We start from the raw sequence: 20,091 nt of genomic DNA on the forward strand, positions 1-20,091 counted from the left end.
CTGGGACGGAACGCATGGATACGTACGAGTACGTGGTGGCCGACGTCTTCACCAAGGTGCCACTCGAAGGAAATCCGACCGCGGTCTTCCTGAACTCCTCCGGTCTGTCCGGCGAGCGCATGCAGCAGATCGCGCAGGAGATGCACCTGTCGGAGACGGTCTTCGTCCTCCCCGCGCAGGACGACGGCGATGTGCGGGTCCGCATCTTCACCCCCGTCAACGAGCTGCCGTTCGCCGGGCATCCGACCCTGGGCACAGCCATCGTGCTCGGCGAGTCGCACGACTCGAAGGAGCTCCTGATGGAGACCGCCATGGGCACCGTCGCGTTCGAACTCGAGCGCGACGACGACGGCCGGGCGGGCGCGGCCGGCATGTGGCAGCCCGTCCCGACGTGGGAGGACTACGACCGCGCGGACGAACTGCTCGCCGCCCTCGGCCTCGCGGACACCGGCAGTACGCTGCCGGTCGAGGTCTACCACAACGGGCCGCGGCACGTGTTCGTCGGCCTGGACGGCGTGGCCGCGCTCTCCGCCCTGGAGCCGGACCACCGGAGCCTCTCGAGGCTGCCCGACATGGCCGCCAACTGCTTCGCCGGCTCGGGCACCCACTGGAGACTGCGGATGTTCTCGCCCGCCTACGGCGTGGTGGAGGACGCGGCCACGGGCTCGGCCGCCGGGTCGCTCGCCGTACACTTGGCGCGGCACGGCCTGGTCCCCTTCGGGGAGTGGATCAGCATCCGCCAGGGGGTCGAGATGGGCCGCCCTTCGACGATGCACGCCCGGGCCATGGGGACGCCGGAGCGGATCGATTCGGTGTACGTGGCGGGATCCGCCGTGGTCATCGCACGGGGAACGCTGTACGCGTAGCCGCCGACGGCCGCCGCTCGCTGCTGATGGCCGCCGAGAACGACGAGTGACCGATCCACAGACGAGTGACCGATCCACAGAGGAAGGGCCGCCGCACGTGTCCGAGGGTGACGGGTTGTTCGAGTTACCGCTGTCCGAAGCCGCCCCGCCGCCCAAGGAGACCGAGACCGTGGGGGCCACCGCGCCACTCGCGGTGCGGATGCGGCCGCGGACGCTCGCCGAGGTCGTCGGCCAGGCCCACCTGCTGGGTCCCGGCGCGCCGCTGCGGCGGCTGGCGGAGGGCGGGGAGGCCTCGTCCGTGCTGCTCTACGGGCCCCCCGGCACCGGGAAGACCACGATCGCGCGCCTGCTCGCCGCCGTCGACACCCGCCATTTCGTGGCCCTGTCCGCGCTCTCCAGCGGGGTCAGGGAACTGCGCGAGGTGATGAACGAGGCCCGTCTTCGCCGGGACCGGCAAAGCCGGCGGACCGTGCTGTTCATCGACGAGGTGCACCGCTTCTCCAAGAACCAGCAGGACGCCCTGCTCGGAGCCGTCGAGGACAGGCTCGTCCTGCTGGTCGCCGCCACCACGGAGAACCCGTCGTTCTCGGTGGTGACGCCGCTGCTCTCGCGGATGCTGGTGCTCCAGCTCCAGTCCCTGGACGAGGAGGACCTGCGCGCACTGGTGCGGCGGGCGGTGAAGGACGAGCGCGGCCTCGATGGTTCGGTCTCGCTGTCCCCCGAGGCCGAGGCCGTCCTGGTGCGCCTCGCCGCGGGCGACGCCCGCAGCGCGCTGACCGCACTGGAGGCGAGCGCCGACGGGGTGATGGACACCGGCGGCACCTTGATCGACGTGGATGCCGTGGAACGGGCCGTCGCCGGGACCACCGTGCGCTACGACCGGCAGGGCGACCAGCACTACGACGTCATCAGCGCGTTCATCAAGTCGATCCGCGGCTCGGACCCCGACGCCGCGCTGCACTACCTGGCCCGCATGCTCGTGGCCGGGGAGGATCCGCGGTTCATCGCACGACGGCTGCTGGTGCACGCCAGTGAGGACGTCGGGCTGGCCGACCCCACGGCGCTGCAGGCGGCCGTCGCGGCGGCGCAGACGGTCCAGCTGATCGGGATGCCCGAAGCCCGCCTCGCCCTGGCGCAGGCCACCGTGCACCTGGCCACGGCGCCGAAGTCGAACGCGCTGATCACCGGGATCGACGAGGCCATGGCCGACGTCCGGGCGGGAGCCGTCGGCGAGATCCCCGCCCACCTGCGGTACGGCCGCTACGCGGGCGCCCGGGAGCTGGGCAACGCGATCGGCTACCGGTACCCCCACAAGGCCACGGACGGGGTCCAGGAGCAGCAGTACCCGCCGGACGAGCTCGTGGGGAAGGACTACTACCGCCCCACCCGGCATGGCGGGGAGCACGTCCTGCACGAGCGCCTCGCCAGGCTCCGCCGCGTGGTCCGGGGGGACCGGGGGGACCGGGGGTAGCCCACCCACTGCCCGTGCCGGTTCGAGGGGCACGAGCAGCGGCACGGACACGATGCCGTTACGCGACGGCGGTGCCCTCGAGCTCGACCAGCTGGCCGGGGATCGCCAGACGCGAGACCCCGAGCATCGTGGTGGTCGGCGCGACCTGGGCGGCGCCCAGCTTTCCCGCCAGCACGCCGTAGTGCTGGAAGAGCAGGTCGACGTCGGTCGTGTAGACGTTGAGCCGGACGAGGTTCGCGAGGGTCATGCCGGCCTCGGCGAGCACCGCCTCGATGTTGGCGATGCTCAGCGCCAGCTGACCCGCCATGTCACCGTCGTGCTCGGGCTTGCCCTCGCTGCTCATCGCGGTCTGTCCCGAGATGTACAGGGTGCGCGAGTGCCCGGAGACGACTTCGCCCTGGTTGAACCCCATCTCTACCGACCACGACACCGGGTTGACCGCAGTTCGTTCCATGTCGCACTAGCTCCATTCGATTCACGTGAAGGTACGGACGCCCATCGGCCAGGCAGCCGCCCAGCTCTGACGTCGTGTGAAGGAGCCTTGCAACTAAATACGACACCTTCGGTCATGTATTTTGGTTAACATTTCTATATGCGCGCCGACCGATTAGTCTCGTTAGTGCTACTTCTGCGCCAGCGCGGCCGGATGACCGCGGACGCCCTGGCCCGCGAGCTGCGCGTGTCCACCCGTACGGTGCTGCGCGACGTGGAGGCGCTGTCCGCGGCCGGCCTGCCGGTCTACGCCGAGCGCGGACGGCACGGCGGTTTCACGCTGTTGCCCGATTTCCAGACAGCGCTCACGGGACTGAACCACGACGAGGCGCTCGCCCTGGTGGTCGCCGGATCGCGGCGCGGATCGCAGCTGTTCGGCCTCGGTTCGGCGCTCGCCTCGGCCATGCTCAAACTGGTCGACGCGCTGCCCGAGAACCTCCGGGACTCCGCGGCCGGCGCGGCGCAGCGGTTGCTCATCGACCCGGAGAGCGACCTGCTCTCGCGCCGGGTGGCCGCGGACGAGGTGTCCGACGCCATCGTGGCGGAGATCCGCCACGCGGTGTTCGCCGGACGCAAGCTGAGGCTCAGTTACGCGGCGGCGGGTCAGATCCCGAAGTGGCGCACGGTGGACCCGATCGGCCTGGTCACCGTGCGCGGACAGGGCTATCTGCTGGCCACCAGGTACGGCGCGGACCGCACGTACCGGCTGTCCCTGGTGCTGGCCGCCGAGGCGCTCGACGAACCGGCGCAGCGGCCGGACACCGTCGACCTGGACCGGACCTGGCAGGAGCACAACGCGCAGTTGCGGACCGGGGGCGACCAGGTCGCCGTGCTGGTCCGGGTGGACCCGGCGCGGCGGGACCAGCTGGTGGACACCGCACTGGCCGTCCGCGACGAAGAGACCCACGCGGACGGCTGGCTGAGGATGAGCGTGGTGTTCCAGGACGCGCGGCACGCCGAATGGGCCCTGTGGCAGCACGCCGCATACGCGGAGGTCCTGACCCCGCAGGGGCTGCGCACCTCCCTGCACAACCGCGCCGCCACGATCGCCGTCCGCTACGGGGGCGGGAGCACCTCCCAGTAGGGTCCCGTCCGGTTTCCGAACAGGGTTGACCGAATTACGTTCTTGACGGACAGTCACCCTCTCGCCCAACATCAGGGCTCGCACTGACGCACGACGCACTGCCGTACCCACGCAGTAGCGCCTGCGCGCAGGCACGCTCACCCGCGCCACCCGCACGTTCCGCACATGTCCCCAGTACGGAATCTCGGAGCCCCCACATGAGCCTGTCCGTCTCCCGGCGCATCGCCACCGTGACCGCCCTCGCGGTCGCCGGCCTGTTCGCCGCCACCGCCCCCGCCGCGCTCGCCTCGCCGACCTCGGTCGCCGCCGCGCCCACGCCGCCCGACATCCCGCTCGCCAACGTCAAGGCACACCTGACGCAGCTGCAGTCGATAGCCACCGCCAACGGCGGCAACCGCGCCCACGGCAGGGCCGGTTACAAGGCCTCGATCGACTACGTCAAGGCCAAGCTGGACGCGGCCGGCTTCACGACCACCCTGCAGACCTTCACCTCCAGCGGTGCCACCGGCTACAACCTGATCGCCGACTGGCCGGGCGGCGACCCCAACTCGGTCCTGATGTCCGGCGCCCACCTCGACTCGGTGAGCTCCGGCGCGGGCATCAACGACAACGGCTCCGGCAGCGCGGCCGTCCTGGAGACCGCGCTCGCCGTCTCCCGGGCCGGCCTCACGCCCACGAAGCACCTGCGCTTCGGCTGGTGGGGCGCGGAGGAGCTGGGCCTGGTCGGCTCGAAGTACTACGTCACCAACCTGCCGACCGCCGAGCGGGCGAAGTTCGCCGGGTACCTGAACTTCGACATGATCGGCTCGCCGAACCCGGGCTACTTCGTCTACGACGACGACCCGACGATCGAGCAGACCTTCAAGAACTACTACGCGGGCCTCGGCGTCCCGACCGAGATCGAGACCGAGGGCGACGGCCGCTCCGACCACGCGTCCTTCAAGAACGTCGGCATCCCCGTGGGCGGCCTGTTCACCGGCGCCAGCAACAGCAAGACGGCGGCGCAGGCGACGAAGTGGGGCGGCACCTCCGGTCAGGCCTTCGACCGCTGCTACCACTCCTCCTGCGACAACACCTCGAACATCAACGACACCGCCCTGGACCGCAACTCCGACGCCATCGCCTACGCGATCTGGAACCTCGGGTACGCCGTCCCGGTCCCGCCGGGCCCGTCCTTCGAGAACACCGCGGACGTCAACATCCCGGACTCCCCGGCCGCCGCGGTGAACTCGCCGATCACGGTCTCGGGCGTCACGGGCAACGCGCCGGCCACCACCAAGGTCGACGTGAACATCGTCCACACCTACATCGGTGACCTGGTGGTCGACCTGGTCGCTCCCGACGGCACCCTGTACAACCTGCACAACCGCACCGGCGGCAGCGCGGACAACATCGTCAAGTCCGTCACCGTCAACGCCTCCTCCGAGGTCGCCAACGGTGTGTGGAAGCTCCAGGTCAAGGACGTGGCGGCGCAGGACGTCGGCTACATCAACAGCTGGAAGATCACCTTCTAGGACACCGGCCCGACAAGCGGCCAAGTGGTCTAGTCCTTTGGGGCTCCGGTGTGATCTGATCGGATCATGCCGGAGCTCCTCGCTGCACTGTTCACCCTCGTCGCCCAGTCCCTCGCGGCCGTCAACCCCGCACTGCTCGTGCGCAGGCGGCGCCGGCAGGCGCGGCTGGCGGACCACGCACAGGGCCGCCCCGTCCTGGTCCCCTGCGATCTGCGCGACCGCGAACTGACCGGGAGCGCCTGGTCCGAGGGCCACCTGGAACTGCCGCCGGGCACCACGTCCACCACGGGCGAGCCGGTCCGCTGGCTCGCCAAGGACACAAGGGGCACCAGGAACACCAAGGGCTCCACCACGCCGGTGCCGGTGGACTTCCCGCCCCTGGAGGCCGTCTCCGCCGACGAGATCGGCGTCGCGTTCCGCTCCGCCGACGGGGCCACCGAGCTGCGGCTGCACCCGGACGAGGCCCCGATGGTCCTACGTGTCCTACGTGTCCTGCGCGAGGCCCCGTAGCGAGGCCGACAGCGGCTCCTGGATCCGGGCCCGCAGCTCCTCCGCGACCGCCGCGACATCGGCGTGGCCCAGCTTCGCGGCCTCCACCAGATCGCCGAGTTCCTCCGGCGAGGGCAGCTGCTTGGCCCCGGCGACCCGCAGGTACGAGCGGGTGGCGGCGGCGGCGTAGAACTCGTTCATCGGGGATTCCAGCGCCGGGCACACGGCGAGGGTGTGCAAAAACGCGGCGGCCCGCCACGCGGTGTCCGGGGCGGGCTGTTCGGGGACCAGGACGAGGTCGTTCTGGTGACGGGCCACGGCGGCGGCCACTCCGGAGGGATCCCACACGGCGGGATCGGACGGGAGATGGTGGGCCAGAGCAGTCCAGGCCCACTCCATGGTGATCTTCAATGCCCGAACCGCTCCTGGAAGTAGCCCCAGTGGTCGGCGAACTCCTCGATCCCGGACAGGAAGTTCTTCCGGTCCTCGTCGAGCTCGCGTTCCGTGACTTCGGTGATCAGAGCGGTGACCGTCGTGCCCAGGGCCGCCGCACGCGCCTTGAGGCGTTCGTGGAACTCTTCTTCCAGGCGGATGGTGACGTGTCTCGACATGCTTTTCACGGTACAGCGGGCCCGCTGTACACAGGGCCGGAACGGCCCAAGGGTGGGCAGGGACACAGTCCCTGCCCACCCTTGGGTGCCGGTATCGCCTACTTGTCGGCGTCGGCTACTTGCTCGTCGGCGTCGGCTACTTGTTCGCGTCGGCCGCCTTCACCAGCTCGGCCTTGGTGACCGCGCCGACGTAGACCTTGCCGTCGTCCGTGATCAGCGCGTTGACCACGCGGGTCTTCAGGACGCGGCCCTCGCCGAACTTCCCGGAGACCTTCTCCCCGAGGGAGTCGAGGAACTGCGAGGCGCCCTTGGGCGCGTTCTTGTCCTTCGCCGCGTCGTCCAGGCCCTTGAGGGTGTTGGTCGCGCCGGTCTCGATCCGGGCGATCGAGGTCCAGCCCTCGCCGAGGACCTTCGGCTCGCCCTTGGCGCCCGCGGCGCCGCCGGTCAGCCCGTCCAGACCGGGGATGACCCCCAGCGCGTCCAGGCCCTTGTCCTTGCCGTCCTTGCCGTCCTTGCCGTGCTCGCCGGCCGCGCCCTCGGTCACCTTTGCGTCCTTGGGCGGGGTGAAGGCGAAGGTGTCGGCGGCGGGCTTGGCGAAGTCCACCTTGGTGAAGCCGGCGTCCACGATCGGCTTGCCGCCGTCGGTGGAGAGGAGCTGCACGCGCAGCGGCATGCCGTTCTTGGCGTCCACCGCGATCTTCACCGAGGCGACCGTCGAACCGGTCCCCTTCGGCTTCAGGACCAGCTGGTAGGCGTCGCGCCCGGCCACCTGCGCCGTGTCGCCGACGCTGATGTCGGTGGTCGGCCCGGCGGCCTTCAGGACCTCCTGGGCGATCTCCTGCGGGGTGCCCGGGAGGCCCTCGCCGGTCTTGCGCTCGGAGCTCTTGCCGCCCTTGTCCGCGTCACCCTTGTCGGCGGGCGCCTTCTCGTGGAAGACCTCCTTCGACTTGGAGTCGTATCCCCAGACGTCGTCGCCGTTGTGGACGAGGCTGTACTCGTCCTTGCCGTCGACGAAGGTGAGCTTCTGGCGGTCCGGGCCGTCGGCGGCCACGCGGAAGGTGTGGGTGCCGCTCACCAGCTGGGAGAGCTTCTCCTGCGGGTCCGCGGAGCCGCCGGTCACGCCGCCACCGCCGCCCAGCAGTCCGGCCGGCAGCGTCGGCAGCCCCAGGTCCGTGCTGATCTTGGCGCTGCCGGACAGCTGCTGCACGTCCGAGGCCGCGATCTTCTCGATGAGCTGCTGGGCCGTCACCTTCGGAAGGTCCGGCCCACCGGCGTTCGCGAAGGCCGGAACCATCGCGATCGTGCCGGCGACCACACCGACCACCGCGACCGGTACGGCGTACCGAGCGGCCTTGCGGGTCTTTTCGTTCGTTGCCATGTCTGTCTGCCCTACCTCTGTGTGTACGGCGGCGACCTACCCGTTTCGTATGTGGTCGACAACGCGACCACGTCCACCCCTCGCCGCCACTCTCACCCGATCTGGTGGGGATGTGCCTCTATCTGACCAAAGAAGAGGGGGTCGGGGCGTCAGCCCCCGGAGCCAACTGTGCGTACGCCCCAGGGATGACATGACGAGGGCCCGGCCTCCCCCACCCGTAGGGGTTGCCGGGCCCTCGCCCCTGCATTCGGTGTATCCGGCGGCCGCGCCCCGCGGGTCAGCCCGCGCGGTGGACCACCGCGTCGCAGAGCTCCACCAGCGCCGACTTCGCGAAGCAGTCCGGCAGCGGGGCCAGCGTGGCCCGCGCCTCCTCCGCGTACCGCACGGTGTCCTTGCGCGCCTGCTCCAGGGCCGGGTGGACCCGCAGCCGGGCGAGCACCTCGGCGTGCCGGGCATCGTCCGTCAGATCGCCGTCCAGGAGCCGTACGAGCTCCAGGTCGTCGGGGTCGCCGCCCTGGGCCGCCATCTCCCGCAGCCGCAGGACCGGCAGCGTCGGGATGCCCTCGCGCAGGTCGGTGCCGGGGGTCTTGCCGGACTCGTGCGAGTCGGAGGCGATGTCGAGGACGTCGTCGGCGAGCTGGAAGGCGGTGCCGAGCCGCTCGCCGTACTGGGTCAGGATGTCGACGACCGACTCGTCGGCGCCGGACATCATCGCGCCGAAGCGCCCGGAGACCGCGATCAGCGAGCCGGTCTTGCCGGCGATGACGTCGAGGTAGTGCTCGACCGGGTCGCGGCCGTCGCGCGGGCCGGCCGTTTCCAGGATCTGGCCCGTCACCAGCCGCTCGAACGCCTCGGCCTGGACCCGTACGGCCTCGGGGCCGAGGTCCGCCAGGATGTGCGAGGCGCGGGCGAACAGGAAGTCACCCGTCAGGACGGCCACGGAGTTGCCCCAGCGGGCGTTGGCGCTCTCCACGCCGCGGCGCACGTCCGCCTCGTCCATGACGTCGTCGTGGTAGAGCGTCGCCAGGTGGGTGAGTTCCACGACCACGGCGGAGGGGACGATCCCGGGCGCGTAGGGATCGCCGAACCGGGACGCGAGCATCACCAGCAGCGGCCGGAACCGCTTGCCGCCTGCGCGGACCAGGTGCTGTGCGGCCTCGGTGATGAAGGGGACTTCGCTCTTGGTGGCTTCCAGCAGACCCGCCTCGACGGCGGCCAGTCCGGCCTGGACATCGGTCTCAAGAGCCTGGTCCCGCACGCTCAGTCCGAACGGCCCGACGACGGTCACGAGGGGTACTCCTGTCTGCTGACGATCACCTTGACGATCACACGGATTGTCGATGTGTCGCTGCCATCACTCAAGCCAGCGTATCGGGTCTGTTTTCGATCACCCAGGGCGCCTGTCCGGCCACGGGCCGCGCACCGGTCGCGCACCGGCCGGGCGGCGCCCCATGCGCCCCGGTATGTTCTAGAGCAGCCGAAACAACCGGAGAATGCGTTTTGTCCAGAACTTCTACCGATATAGACGAGCCTTCCGACCCGGAGGCCGACCAGCCGCCGCCCGGCGACGACCACGCCTTCCTCGGGCACCCCAGGGGCCTGGCCACGCTCTCCGGGCTGGAGGTCTGGGAGCGCTTCTCGTTCCTGGGCATGCAGGCCATCCTCGTCCTCTACTTCGCGGACACGGTGGCCAACGGCGGCCTGGGGATGAATCCGGGCACCGCGGCCTCCGTCTCGGCGGCCTACGGGACCATGGTCTACCTCGTCTCCGTCGCCGGCGGGTGGCTCGCCGACCGGATCCTCGGTTCGTACCGCGCCGTGCTCTGGGGCGGCATCCTGATCGCCTGCGGCCACTACGCCATGGCCGTGCCCACCGCCGCCATGACCTGGGTGGGCCTCGGCCTGATCAGCGCCGGCACCGGCCTGCTGAAGCCGAACGTGGCCAGCATGGTCGGCAAGCTGTACAAGACGGACGACGACCGCCGCGACGCCGGCTTCGCCCTCTACTACATGGGCATCAACATCGGCGCCTTCGCCGGCCCCCTGATCACCGCCTGGCTCGGCGAGCACCAGGGCTGGCACTGGGGCTTCTCGGCCGCCGCGATCGGCATGACCGCGGGCCTGATCCAGTACGTGGCCGGCCGCCGCCACCTGGCGGGACGCAAACACTCCGCCGAGTTCGTCCTCGCACCCGACGCGATGCGCTCGGCTGTGATGAAGATCATCGCCGGGATCCTGCTCTTCGCCGCGCTCGCCACTCTTCTGGCCCTGCTGGGCTGGCTGACGATGGACCGCTTCGTCGACCTGCTCACCCTGATCTCGGTGATCGCACCGATCGTGTACTTCGCGATCATGTTCCGCAGCGACCGGGTGACGGCAGCCGAACGGGGCCGCCTGCGCCCGTACGTCGTCCTCTTCCTCGCCTCGGTGGCCTTCAACTTCATCCTCTTCCAGGCCTACTCGACGATGATGCTGCTCGCGTCGACGAACGCCCGGACCGAGATCCTCGGCTTCACCTTCCCGGCCGGCTGGTACGCCTCCGCGCTCGGCGCGTTCGAGGTGCTCCTGGCCCCGGTCGTCGCCGCGCTGTGGGTCCGGATGGGCCACAAGCAGCCGCACGCCTCCAACAAGATCGCCTTCGGCGTGATCCTGGGCGGCCTGTCCTTCCTGCTGATGGTCATCCCGACCTCGGGGCACAGCGGCGACACGTACAAGATGGCCGCCTGGTGGATCATCGGCTCCTACCTGCTGCTGGGCCTCGGCGACGTCCTCCTCGAAACCTCCGGCATGTCGGCCACCACGAAGCTCGCCCCGAAGGCCTTCGCCAGCCAGACCATGGCCCTGTGGTTCCTCTCCCTCGCCCTGGCCAACGGCATCCAGGCGCAGGTGGTCAAGCTCTACGGCCAGGTCTCCAACCCCGCCTACTTCGGCGTCAACGGCGCCATCGCGGTCGCGGCGGGACTCGCCGTGATCGCGCTCGCGCCGTGGCTCAAGCGCACGATGCACCCGGTCCACTGACCCGCCGTTGTCCACCGACCCTCCCGAGGAGATGGGCGAGAGAGCACCGATGATCATCCGTACCGATTTCCCCTACGGGACCACCCACGAGGACGTCCGGATCCCCCTCCCGGACGGCACCGAGCTGTACGCCCGCATCTGGCGGCCGGTCACCGACGAGCCCGTCCCGGCGCTGCTGGAGTACCTCCCGTACCGCCTCACCGACTGGACCGCCCCCCGCGACTGGCAGCGCCACCCCTGGTACGCGGGCCACGGCTACGCCTCCGTACGGGTCGACGTGCGCGGCCACGGCAACAGCGGCGGCGACCCGGGCGACGAGTACGACGCCCAGGAGCTCGCCGACGGCGTCGCGGTCGTCGAATGGCTGGCGGCCCAGCCCTGGTGCACCGGGTCGGTCGGCATGTTCGGCATCTCCTGGGGCGGCTTCAACAGCCTCCAGATCGCCGCCCTGGCCCCCGAACCCCTCAAGGCGATCGTGACGGTCTGCTCCACGGACGACCGCTTCGACAACGACGTCCACTACATGGGCGGCTCCCTCCTCGCCGTGGACATGCACGCGTGGGCGGCGACCATGCTCGCCTTCGCCTCCCGCCCGCCGGACCCGCTCTACGCGGGCGAGGGCTGGCGCGACCAGTGGCTCTCCCGCCTCGGCGCGGTCGAACCCCTCCTCCACACCTGGCTCTCCCACCAGACCCGCGACGCGTACTGGCGCCACGGCTCCGTCTGCGAGGACTACGCCGCGATCGGCGCGGCTGTCCTGGCGGTCGGCGGCTGGCACGACCCGTACCGCGACACGGTGCTCCGCCTGGTCTCCGCCCTGCCCGCCGACCGGGTCCGCGGCCTGATCGGCCCCTGGTCGCACCAGTACCCCGACCGCGGACTGCCCCCCGGCCCCGCGATCGGCTTCCTCCAGGAGACCCTGCGCTGGTGGGACCACTGGCTGAAGGGCAAGGACACGGGTGTCATGTCCGAACCCCTCCTCCGCTCCTGGATCTCCGAGTCCCACCCGCCGGCGACCACCTACCCGACCCTCCCCGGCCGCTGGGTGGGCGACCCGTCCTGGCCCTCGCCGAACGTCGACCCGGTGACGTACGCCTTCCAGGGCGCGCCGGTCGTGGTGGCCTCCCCGCAGCACACGGGCCTGGACGCCGGCCGCTTCTTCCCCTTCGGCAACGACGCCGACCTGCCGCCCGACCAGCGCGAGGAGGACGCGAAGTCGGCCTGCTTCGAGTTCCCGGTCGGCGACGGCTCCGGCCCGGTGGAGATCCTGGGCCGCCCGGTGGTCCGCCTCCGCCTGCGCATGGACGTCCCGTACGGCCAGGTCGTGGCCCGCCTCTGCGACGTGGCCCCGGACGGCTCCTCCACCCTGGTCACCCGTGGCGTCCTGAACCTGTCCTCCCGACAGGGCCGGGACAAGGCGGCGCCGTGGCCGGTGGGCTCGTACGAGGACGTGCACTTCGAGCTGAACGGCATCGGCCACTCCTTCCCGCCGGGCCACCGCATCCGCCTGGCCCTCTCCTCGGCCTACTGGCCGTGGATCTGGCCGCGCGCCGGCTCGGAAGCGGGCTGGACCCTGGACCCGGCGGGCAGCGCGGTGGAACTCCCGGTCCGCGATGCCTCTGCCGAGGGGGACACGATCCTCTTCGAGGCCCCGGAACAGTCGGAGCCGCTGGGCGTCTCCTACCCGGCGACCCTGGACGCCCCTCGCCCGGAACGGCTGGTCGTACGGGACGTCGCGCGCGGCGTATGGCGCCTGGAGGTCGACCCCCGCTACGGCGGCACCCGCGTCTACCCCGACGGCCTGGAGTTCAGCGAGGACGCGCTGGAGGTATACGAGATCCAGGAGTCGGACCCCTTGTCCGCCCGGACCCACTCCACCTGGACGGTACGGCTCCACCGCCCGGAACTGGCCTGGGACGTCTCGGTGGTGACCCGCTCGGAAATCACCTGCGACGAGGGCGGCTTCCTCACCTCGAACGAGGTGGTCTGCCGCGAGGGCGACGAGGTCCTCTTCCACCGCACGTGGGAACGCCGCCTGCCACGAGCGGCGGTGTAGCCGGCCCCGGGGCACCAAACGGACTCCCGCAGCCCGAAAGACGTCACAAAGCCCCGAGGCCCCCAACAAAAACCGCCAAGAAGGCGGAGGGAAAATCCCGCACGGGGCTGTCGGCCCGCTTGGAGTCCCGGACGGGGACGACACCGCGCGAGGCGACGAGGTTGGGCGGAGCTCGACGGCGTCGCGCTCGCCGGTGCGCTGCTCAGGCCCACGGCGACCACCACACCCACCCCGGCTGCCGCCAGTTTCCTCACCAACATGACAGCCCTCCTCCGCTCGACGCGCGTCGCCGAGCAGACATCGAGTCTGTCCAAGGCCTACGCGGAACGACAGTGCGCCCGGGGCGGGTTAGGCCGATTCCCGTACATGTCCCGGGGCGGACGGGATCAGTGCGGATCCTCGTGGCGTACGTACGTGCGCCACTGATCGTCGGTCCGATTGCCCTCGTCGGCGACCGTGAAGTCAAAGGTGCACGCATCGGCGGCCTCAGGACCCCGGAGTTCCAGGTTGACCATCCGAGGATCGTCGGCGTCGCCGAAGGCCCACTTCGCCCTCACCGTCCGACCATCGGGCCACATCGGCGCACCGCAGCCTCCGATCTGCGCCTCCTTCGAGACGTCCACCGACCCGTCCGCGCGTATGAGAAGGCGAGCTCCGGTGCCGTCCTCGGAGGTCCACGTCCCTTCCACGTCAGCCACGTGGAGGGGGACCTGGTCATCGTCGTCCTGGGTGGCGAGCCCGTGCACGATGATCCCCAACAAGGCACCGATGACCAGGAGCAGCAGACCCCCGACCACGAGGAACTCCCGCTTCGAGTCGCTCAAGGGCGTGCGCGTCATCTCGTCCATGAGGGTCCTCATCCGTCGGCCGGCCGGCCGATCGGCGGAAGGGATCACCCGGTTGTGGAGCCATCGTGGGCCCGCCATCCGGACCGCGTCCAGAGCCGGGACCGGCCACGGGTGTGCCGCTGAGCGGCACAGAGTTACCCGCCCTCCACCGTTCCCCGGGCGTTGCCCGGACCCCGGTCCTCAAACGCCGGCGAGGCTGGATTGGTGCCGGAGCGCTGAAAAGACCCGGGGTCGGAACCGCGGCGGCCAGGGCCGGGGACGGGGGCGGGGTGGGGTGTTGGCCGGGACGTAAAGCGTGATGTGTGGCGCACAAGGAAGCCACAACTGTCGAAAGCAGGGGATAGGGCGCCTAAATCATGCAGTCCAGGCCGACACCCCACCCCGCCCCCGGCAACGGCCCCCAGCCGCAGCAAGCACCAGCACAGGTCAACCCCAGCCCCGCCGGCGTTTGAGGCGCAGGGGTCCGGGGACTGGTCCCCGGCAACGGCGCCGCAGGACTACGCGAACAACCGCTCCAGCACCACCGCGATGCCGTCCTCCTCGTTCGAGAGGGTGACCTCGTCCGCGACGGCCAAGAGCTCCCTGTGAGCCCCCGCCATCGCCACCCCGTGCGCCGCCCACGCGAACATCGGGATGTCGTTCGGCATGTCGCCGAAGGCGATCGTGGACGAGCCGGCGACGTCCAACAGTTCCGCCGCCACCGCGAGGCCGCTCGCCTTGTCGATGCCCGGCGGCTGGAGTTCGACCGTGTGCTCCCCCGCCATGGTGACGTTGACCAGGTCTCCGACCACGCCCCGGGCGATCTCCGTCAGCTCGTCGTCGGAGAGCCGGGGGTGCTGGAGCAGGACCTTGTTGATGGGGGAGGTCCAGAGGTCGGCGCGACGGGCCACCGACACCGTCGGCAGGTGCGGGTGCCACATCCGGTAGCCCGGCCCCATCAGCATCTCCGCGTCGACGCCCTCCTGGTTGACCGCCGCCCAGACCTCGCCGACCTCCGCCTCGATCTTCCCGAGGGCGATTTCCGCCAGCTCCCGGTCCAGGGGCACGGAGTGCAGCATCTGCCCGGCCGCCGCGTCGTAGACCTGGGCTCCCTGCCCGCACACCGCGAGCCCCGTGTAGCCGAGGCCGTCCAGGACGTGGCGTACCTGCGGGACGGGGCGGCCTGTCACGATGATGTGTCGGGCGCCGGCCGCGCGGGCGGCGGCGAGGGCCGCGTGGGAGCGGGCCGAGACGGTGTCTCCGGCGCGCAGCAGAGTCCCGTCCAGGTCGGTGGCCACGAGTGCATAGGGGAGGGCGGAAGTCACGTGTCAAGGATACGGACCTCCTCGGACAAGTCCTACAAATACTGCCCGAATCCGGCCTCCCGCACGCCCCACCAGCCCCTTAACCTGTCAAGCAGCTCCCGGGACACCCCCGGGCCGCGTCGAAAGCGAGGCAGCACCCCATGCCCCAGCAGAGCCCCCTCGATGTGCCCGAGGGCGACCCGTTCGGGCCGCACAACCTCCCCTACGGTGTGTTCTCCACCGCCGGGGACACCGCCGGTGAGGAGCGGCGCCGGATCGGTGTCCGCATCGGCGGGTACGTGCTCGACGCCGGGGCGGCCGCGGCCGCGCTCGGATCCCCGTACGCCGGACTGCTCGGGCAGCCCTCGCTCAATCCGCTGCTCGCCGCGGGCCGCACCGCCTGGAAGGACGTGCGCCGCGCGCTGACCGCCTGGGTCACCGACCCCGGCCACCGGCCCTCCGTGGAACCGCACCTGCTGCCGCTGGAAGACGTGACGCTGCACCTCCCGTACGAGGTCGCGGACTACGTCGACTTCTACGCGAGCGAGCACCACGCCACGAACGTAGGCAAGATCTTCCGGCCGGACGGGGACGCACTGACCCCCAACTGGAAGCACCTGCCCATCGGTTACCACGGCCGGGCGGGGACGATCGTCGTCTCCGGCACCGATGTCGTCCGCCCGAGCGGCCAGCGCAAGGCCCCCGCCGACCCGGCGCCCGTCTTCGGCCCCTCCGTGAAGCTCGACATCGAGGCCGAGGTCGGCTTCGTCGTCGGCACCCCCTCGGAGCAGGGCCGCCCCGTGGCCCTCGCCGACTTCGAGGAGCACGTCTTCGGACTGTTCCTGCTCAACGACTGGTCGGCGCGCGACATCCAGGCCTGGGAGTACGTGCCGCTCGGCCCCTTCCTCGGCAAGTCCTTCGCCACCTCAGTCTCCGCGTGGGTCACCCCGCTGGAGGCCCTGGACGCGGCCCGGGTCGCCCCGCCGGCCCGGGACTTCCCGCTCCTGCCCTACCTCGAGGACTCCGCCGCCGACCGCCCCGGCGGCTTCGACCTCCGCATCACCGTCTCCATCAACGGGCAGGAGGTGGCGCAGCCGCCGTTCGCCTCCATGTACTGGACCGCCGCCCAGCAGCTCGCCCACATGACCGTCAACGGCGCCTCCCTGCGCACCGGCGACGTGTACGGCTCGGGCACCGTCAGCGGTCCGGAGACCGGCCAGCGCGGCTCGCTGCTGGAGCTCACCTGGAACGGCCGCGACGCCATCGAGCTCACCGACGGCAAGCGCACCTTCCTGGAGGACGGGGACACCGTCACCCTCACCGCATGGGCGCCGGGCACCGACGGCACCCGCGTGGGCCTCGGCGAGGTCAGCGGCCGCATCGTGGGCACCCTCTAGTCCACATCTCGGGACGGCGGCTGACGGCGGGGTGGCGGATCTTTCCGCCGCCCCGCCGTTCTCGCAGGTCATAGCCGTACGCCGGCACCCGCGAGTGGCGCAACACTGCGGCAACACCACCGGCCCGGCCCCCTCGGTATGTTCCGTGCCATGCCAGCCGAACGCACCCGCGAACACACCGTCCCGGTCGCCGCCGCGCGCCGCCGGCGGCTGCGCGCGGACCAGGCGCGACAGCTCGCCGACCTGCTGCGCCACCAGATCCTGGCGGGCGGCTACCCCACCGGCGTCCTCCCCCTGGAGGACACCCTCGCCGCCGACTACGGCGCCGGCCGCAACACCGTGCGCCAGGCCCTGGACCTGCTGCGCGGCGAACAGCTCGTCGAGCGCCGCCCCGGCGTCGGCACCGTCATCGTCTGCGCCAAGTACCCGCACGGCCTCGACCGGCTCCAGGGCCTCGCCGAAACCCTCCACGAACACGGCCGGGTCACCAACGAGGTCCGCACCGTCGGCCCCGTCCGCGCCCCGGCCCCCGTCGCCGGCCGGCTGCGCCTGCCCGAACACTCCGACGTGCTCTACATCGAGCGGCTGCGCCGCCTGAACGGCCTGCCGCTCTCGCTCGACCTCACGTACGTCCCCCTGGACATCGGCGCGGACCTGATCGGCTGCGACCTGGAGAACACCGACGTCTTCCGACTGCTGGAGTCCCTGACCGGGCAGCCGCTCGGCCACGCCGAGATCACCCTCGAAGCCGTCAACGCCGACGCGCACTCCGCGGCCGTCCTGCAGGCCCCGCGCGGGGCCGCCGTCCTGATGCTGGAGCGCCTCACCCACCTCCGCGACGGCCGGCCCGTGGACCTGGAGTTCATCCGCTTCCGCGGTGACCGGATCACCATGAGCGGCCTGCTGCACCGCGGCGCGTAGGCCCTCGTAGCCCCCCCTCGTCCTCGTAGCCCTCTCGTCCTCGTAGCCCCCTCCCCCTTTCCTGGAGACAGCCATGCCTCTGGTCCCCCAGCGCGGCGACGTGCCCGTGACCATCGACGAGTCCCTGTGCATCGACGGCTGCACCCTCTGCGTCGACATGTGTCCGCTGGACTCGCTCGCGATCCGTGAGGACAACGGCAAGGCCTACATGCACGTGGACGAGTGCTGGTACTGCGGCCCGTGCGCCGCCCGCTGTCCCACCGGCGCGGTGACCGTCAACATGCCCTACCTGCTCCGGTGAAAGGCCCTCTCCCGATGCGTACGAAAACGCTCGCTCCCGCTCTCCTCCTCCTCGTCCCCCTGGCCACGGCGTGCTCCGATGCCTCCGGCGCGGACGGCGGCTCCAAGACGGTCACGGTGACCGTCGGCTACCAGTCCAAGACCATCAACACCGTCACCGCCGGTACGCTCCTGCGCTCCCTCGGGTACTTCGAGCAGGAGCTCGCGGCGCGCGGCAAGAAGGACGGGGTCACCTACAAGGTCGACTGGCAGGACTACGCCACCGGCGCCCCGATCACCGCCCAGATGACCGCCGGGAAGATCGACATCGGCTCGATGGGCGATTTCCCCCTGCTCATCAACGCGGCGCGCGGCAAGGAGCTGAAGCAGCCCACCCGCCTCGTCTCCGTCACCGGCTACAACCTGCGCGGCGGCCTCAACACCGTGGTCACCGCGCCCGGTTCGAAGATCGAGTCGCTCGCCGGCCTGCGGGGCAAGAAGGTGTCCACCTCGGTCGGCTCGGCCGCCGACGGCACGCTCGTACGGGCCCTGCAGCGCGCCGGAATCGATCCCGAGAAGGGGATCGAGAAGCTCAACCAGCAGCCCAGCGTGGGCGCTTCGGCCCTCCAGGCGGGCAGCATCGACGCCCTGTCGCAGTTCGTCGCCTGGCCGGGCCAACTCGCCTTCGAGGGACGGGCCAAGGCCCTGTACGACGGGGCCGAGCTGAACCTGCCGACCTTCCACGGGGTCACGGTCCGCGAGAAGTTCGCGGCCGAACGCCCCGCCGTCCTGGACGACTTCCTGCGCGCCCAGCGCAAGGCGACCGAGCACCTGCGCACCCGGCCGGTCGAGGCGGCCGAGACGGTGGCCAAGGAGACCGGGCTGCCGGCGGAGGTCGTCTACCTCTACAACGGGGCCAACGGCATCGCGACCTTCGACCCGGCCCTGCGTCCCGAGCTGCTGGCGGCGCTGAAGGAGGACGTGCCCGTCCTGAAGGCGGCCAAGCTGGTGGACTCCGTGGACGTGGACGCCTTCGTCGACCCGGAGCCGCTGCGGCGCGCGGCGGTCGGCGCGGACTACCCGGCGCCCGCACCGGCCCGGCCGGAGCTGTGGCTGAAGGAGGGCAACCGTACCCAGGCCTTCGACACCCCGGCGGCCCTGCTGAAGGCGCTCGCGGCGGCTGGCCCCGGCGGCGTCCGGGCGGCCTACGTCCCGGACGCGGTGACGGGCACGCTCTGGTTCGCCGACAAGGCGGTCTGGGTGGCGGAGGGCTCGGGGGGCGCGGATGGCGCGGATGGCTCCGCGCTGCGGGCGTTCGTCACCGCGTCGGGTGCGAAGGCGTACGTGGACCAGCACGCGGGGGCCGGGGCGCGGATCGTGTCCTTCGCGGAAGCGGGAGCCCTCGCGTCATGACGGCCCGTCGCCGGCTGCTGCGGCTGGCCTCGCTCGCCGCGGCCCTGGCCGCCTGGCAGCTCCTGACCTCCCTCGACATCAACCTGTGGCTCCGTTTCGAGCAGTTCCCGACCGTGGGCGAGGTGGCCTCGACGTTCGCGGAGCGGGCGACGACCGGGCCCTACTGGCAGGACCTCGGCTTCAGCCTGCGGCGCATCGTGACGGGCTTCGCGCTGGCCGCCGTCCTGGGGGTGGCGGCGGGCACGGCGATCGCCCGCTCCCGCCTCGCGGCGGACCTGCTGGGCCCGGTCCTCGAAGTCCTGCGGCCCATCCCGGCGATCGCGCTGGTCCCGGTGGCCATCCTGCTCTTCCCGTCCAACGAGCAGGGGATCGTCTTCATCACCTGCGCGGCGGCGTTCTTCCCGGTCCTCGTCTCCACCCGGCACGCGGTGTCCGCGCTGTCCCCGGTCTGGGAGGAGGCCGTCCTGACGATGGGCGGGGGCCGTGCGCGGGTCCTCTTCTCGGTGGTCCTGCCGGGAGCCCTCCCGGGCATCTTCGGCGGGCTGTCGGTCGGCATCGGGGTGTCCTGGATCTGCGTGATCTCCGCCGAGATGATCTCCGGGGAGTACGGGGTGGGCTACCGCACCTGGCAGGACTACACGGTCGTGGACTACCCCGGGGTCTTCGTCGGCATGGCCACGATCGGCGCGCTGGGCTGGCTCACCTCGACGGCGGTCGAACGCACGGGCCGCCACCTGACGCGGTGGCTCCCTTCCCGGGGGACCAGCCCCCGGACCCCCGCGCCTCAAACGCCGGCGAGGCTGGATTTTGGCCGGCGTCGGCCTGTGCGTGACGGGTAGACCGGGGGGGCTGGGCTGCGGGTGGGTCGGTGCCGGGGGCGGGGTGGGGTGTCGGCCTGGACTGCATGATTTAGGCGCCCTCTGCTCTACTCCGACAAGGCGCGGCCTCTTCCAGCGCCACAAATCACGCTC

At 71.1% G+C, this 20,091-nt stretch carries 19 protein-coding genes; 12 read left to right on the forward strand and 7 right to left on the reverse strand.

Translation table 11 applies throughout. The features are described from left to right. The first annotated feature begins 14 nt into the window (after positions 1-14). Both ACFWBW_RS33280 and ACFWBW_RS33285 read left to right on the forward strand, forming a co-directional pair. Positions 15-866, forward strand: coding sequence for a PhzF family phenazine biosynthesis protein (locus ACFWBW_RS33280; RefSeq protein WP_385380639.1), 852 nt, complete (start codon positions 15-17; stop codon positions 864-866). 115 nt (positions 867-981) lie between these two features. Continuing rightward, positions 982-2,337 (forward strand): replication-associated recombination protein A, encoded by a 1,356-nt coding sequence (locus ACFWBW_RS33285; RefSeq protein ID WP_385380642.1) that lies wholly within the window; start codon positions 982-984, stop codon positions 2,335-2,337. Between the two features lie 58 nt (positions 2,338-2,395). Here ACFWBW_RS33285 and ACFWBW_RS33290 read toward each other — a convergent pair whose 3' ends face one another. Beyond that, positions 2,396-2,791, reverse strand: coding sequence for a RidA family protein (locus ACFWBW_RS33290; RefSeq protein ID WP_385380645.1), 396 nt, complete (start codon positions 2,789-2,791; stop codon positions 2,396-2,398). Between the two features lie 138 nt (positions 2,792-2,929). Here ACFWBW_RS33290 and ACFWBW_RS33295 point away from each other — a divergent pair, with 138 nt between their 5' ends. The 3 genes from ACFWBW_RS33295 (at position 2,930) to ACFWBW_RS33305 (ending at position 5,937) form a co-directional block, all read left to right on the forward strand. Then, on the forward strand, positions 2,930-3,913 hold the full coding sequence (locus ACFWBW_RS33295; protein WP_385380648.1) for a helix-turn-helix transcriptional regulator: 984 nt from the start codon (positions 2,930-2,932) through the stop codon (positions 3,911-3,913). 197 nt (positions 3,914-4,110) lie between these two features. Next, a complete protein-coding gene (locus tag ACFWBW_RS33300) occupies positions 4,111-5,427 on the forward strand; it encodes a M28 family metallopeptidase (protein ID WP_385380651.1) in 1,317 nt (438 codons plus the stop codon). A 66-nt stretch (positions 5,428-5,493) separates the two neighbouring features. After that, positions 5,494-5,937, forward strand: coding sequence for a hypothetical protein (locus tag ACFWBW_RS33305; RefSeq protein WP_385380654.1), 444 nt, complete (start codon positions 5,494-5,496; stop codon positions 5,935-5,937). Here ACFWBW_RS33305 and ACFWBW_RS33310 read toward each other — a convergent pair. The 4 genes from ACFWBW_RS33310 to ACFWBW_RS33325 all read right to left on the reverse strand — a co-directional run bounded on the left by ACFWBW_RS33310 (position 5,911) and on the right by ACFWBW_RS33325 (position 9,193). Further along, positions 5,911-6,327 (reverse strand): hypothetical protein, encoded by a 417-nt coding sequence (locus ACFWBW_RS33310; RefSeq protein WP_385380657.1) that lies wholly within the window; start codon positions 6,325-6,327, stop codon positions 5,911-5,913. The two genes, ACFWBW_RS33305 and ACFWBW_RS33310, sit on opposite strands and share 27 nt — an antisense overlap. After that, positions 6,324-6,527, reverse strand: coding sequence for a ribbon-helix-helix domain-containing protein (locus ACFWBW_RS33315; RefSeq protein ID WP_239516343.1), 204 nt, complete (start codon positions 6,525-6,527; stop codon positions 6,324-6,326). The genes ACFWBW_RS33310 and ACFWBW_RS33315 overlap by 4 nt, the downstream gene beginning before the upstream one ends. Before the next feature lie 136 nt (positions 6,528-6,663). After that, positions 6,664-7,905 (reverse strand): outer membrane lipoprotein carrier protein LolA, encoded by a 1,242-nt coding sequence (locus tag ACFWBW_RS33320; protein ID WP_385380659.1) that lies wholly within the window; start codon positions 7,903-7,905, stop codon positions 6,664-6,666. A gap of 277 nt (positions 7,906-8,182) precedes the next feature. Then, positions 8,183-9,193, reverse strand: coding sequence for a polyprenyl synthetase family protein (locus tag ACFWBW_RS33325; protein WP_385380662.1), 1,011 nt, complete (start codon positions 9,191-9,193; stop codon positions 8,183-8,185). A 212-nt stretch (positions 9,194-9,405) separates the two neighbouring features. On the opposite strand from ACFWBW_RS33325, the gene ACFWBW_RS33330 reads away from it, so the two are divergent. Together ACFWBW_RS33330 and ACFWBW_RS33335 are read left to right on the forward strand one after the other, a co-directional pair. Next, positions 9,406-10,923 (forward strand): peptide MFS transporter, encoded by a 1,518-nt coding sequence (locus ACFWBW_RS33330; RefSeq protein ID WP_385380664.1) that lies wholly within the window; start codon positions 9,406-9,408, stop codon positions 10,921-10,923. Positions 10,924-10,972: 49 nt separating this feature from the next. After that, entirely contained in the window at positions 10,973-12,979 is a 2,007-nt protein-coding gene (locus ACFWBW_RS33335; RefSeq protein WP_385380687.1) for a CocE/NonD family hydrolase, read from the forward strand. A 386-nt stretch (positions 12,980-13,365) separates the two neighbouring features. On the opposite strand, the gene ACFWBW_RS33340 is transcribed toward ACFWBW_RS33335, so the two are convergent. After that, positions 13,366-13,827, reverse strand: a complete 462-nt coding sequence (locus ACFWBW_RS33340; RefSeq protein WP_385380667.1) for a hypothetical protein — start codon at positions 13,825-13,827, stop codon at positions 13,366-13,368. A gap of 497 nt (positions 13,828-14,324) precedes the next feature. Next, complete coding sequence (locus ACFWBW_RS33345; protein WP_385380670.1) at positions 14,325-15,131, reverse strand: Cof-type HAD-IIB family hydrolase; 807 nt, start codon at positions 15,129-15,131, stop codon at positions 14,325-14,327. Between the two features lie 140 nt (positions 15,132-15,271). Between ACFWBW_RS33345 and fahA the strand changes: the two genes are divergently transcribed. From fahA to ACFWBW_RS33370, 5 genes are all read left to right on the forward strand, one after another. Beyond that, positions 15,272-16,507: a fumarylacetoacetase gene (gene fahA, locus ACFWBW_RS33350; RefSeq protein WP_385380673.1), complete on the forward strand. Its 1,236-nt coding sequence runs from the start codon at positions 15,272-15,274 to the stop codon at positions 16,505-16,507. A gap of 150 nt (positions 16,508-16,657) precedes the next feature. Beyond that, positions 16,658-17,428: a GntR family transcriptional regulator gene (locus ACFWBW_RS33355; protein WP_385380676.1), complete on the forward strand. Its 771-nt coding sequence runs from the start codon at positions 16,658-16,660 to the stop codon at positions 17,426-17,428. 73 nt (positions 17,429-17,501) lie between these two features. After that, the gene (locus ACFWBW_RS33360) at positions 17,502-17,729 is read left to right on the forward strand and encodes a ferredoxin family protein (RefSeq protein WP_030710222.1); all 228 of its coding nucleotides are present in this window, start codon (positions 17,502-17,504) and stop codon (positions 17,727-17,729) included. A gap of 14 nt (positions 17,730-17,743) precedes the next feature. Next, the gene (locus ACFWBW_RS33365) at positions 17,744-19,120 is read left to right on the forward strand and encodes an ABC transporter substrate-binding protein (RefSeq protein WP_385380679.1); all 1,377 of its coding nucleotides are present in this window, start codon (positions 17,744-17,746) and stop codon (positions 19,118-19,120) included. Then, a complete protein-coding gene (locus tag ACFWBW_RS33370) occupies positions 19,117-19,959 on the forward strand; it encodes an ABC transporter permease (protein WP_385380682.1) in 843 nt (280 codons plus the stop codon). Before ACFWBW_RS33365 ends, ACFWBW_RS33370 begins: the two co-directional genes overlap by 4 nt. The last annotated feature ends 132 nt before the right edge of the window (positions 19,960-20,091 follow it).

Origin of the sequence: Streptomyces sp. NPDC059957, assembly GCF_042730015.1 — a bacterium.
Taxonomy (GTDB): domain Bacteria; phylum Actinomycetota; class Actinomycetes; order Streptomycetales; family Streptomycetaceae; genus Streptomyces.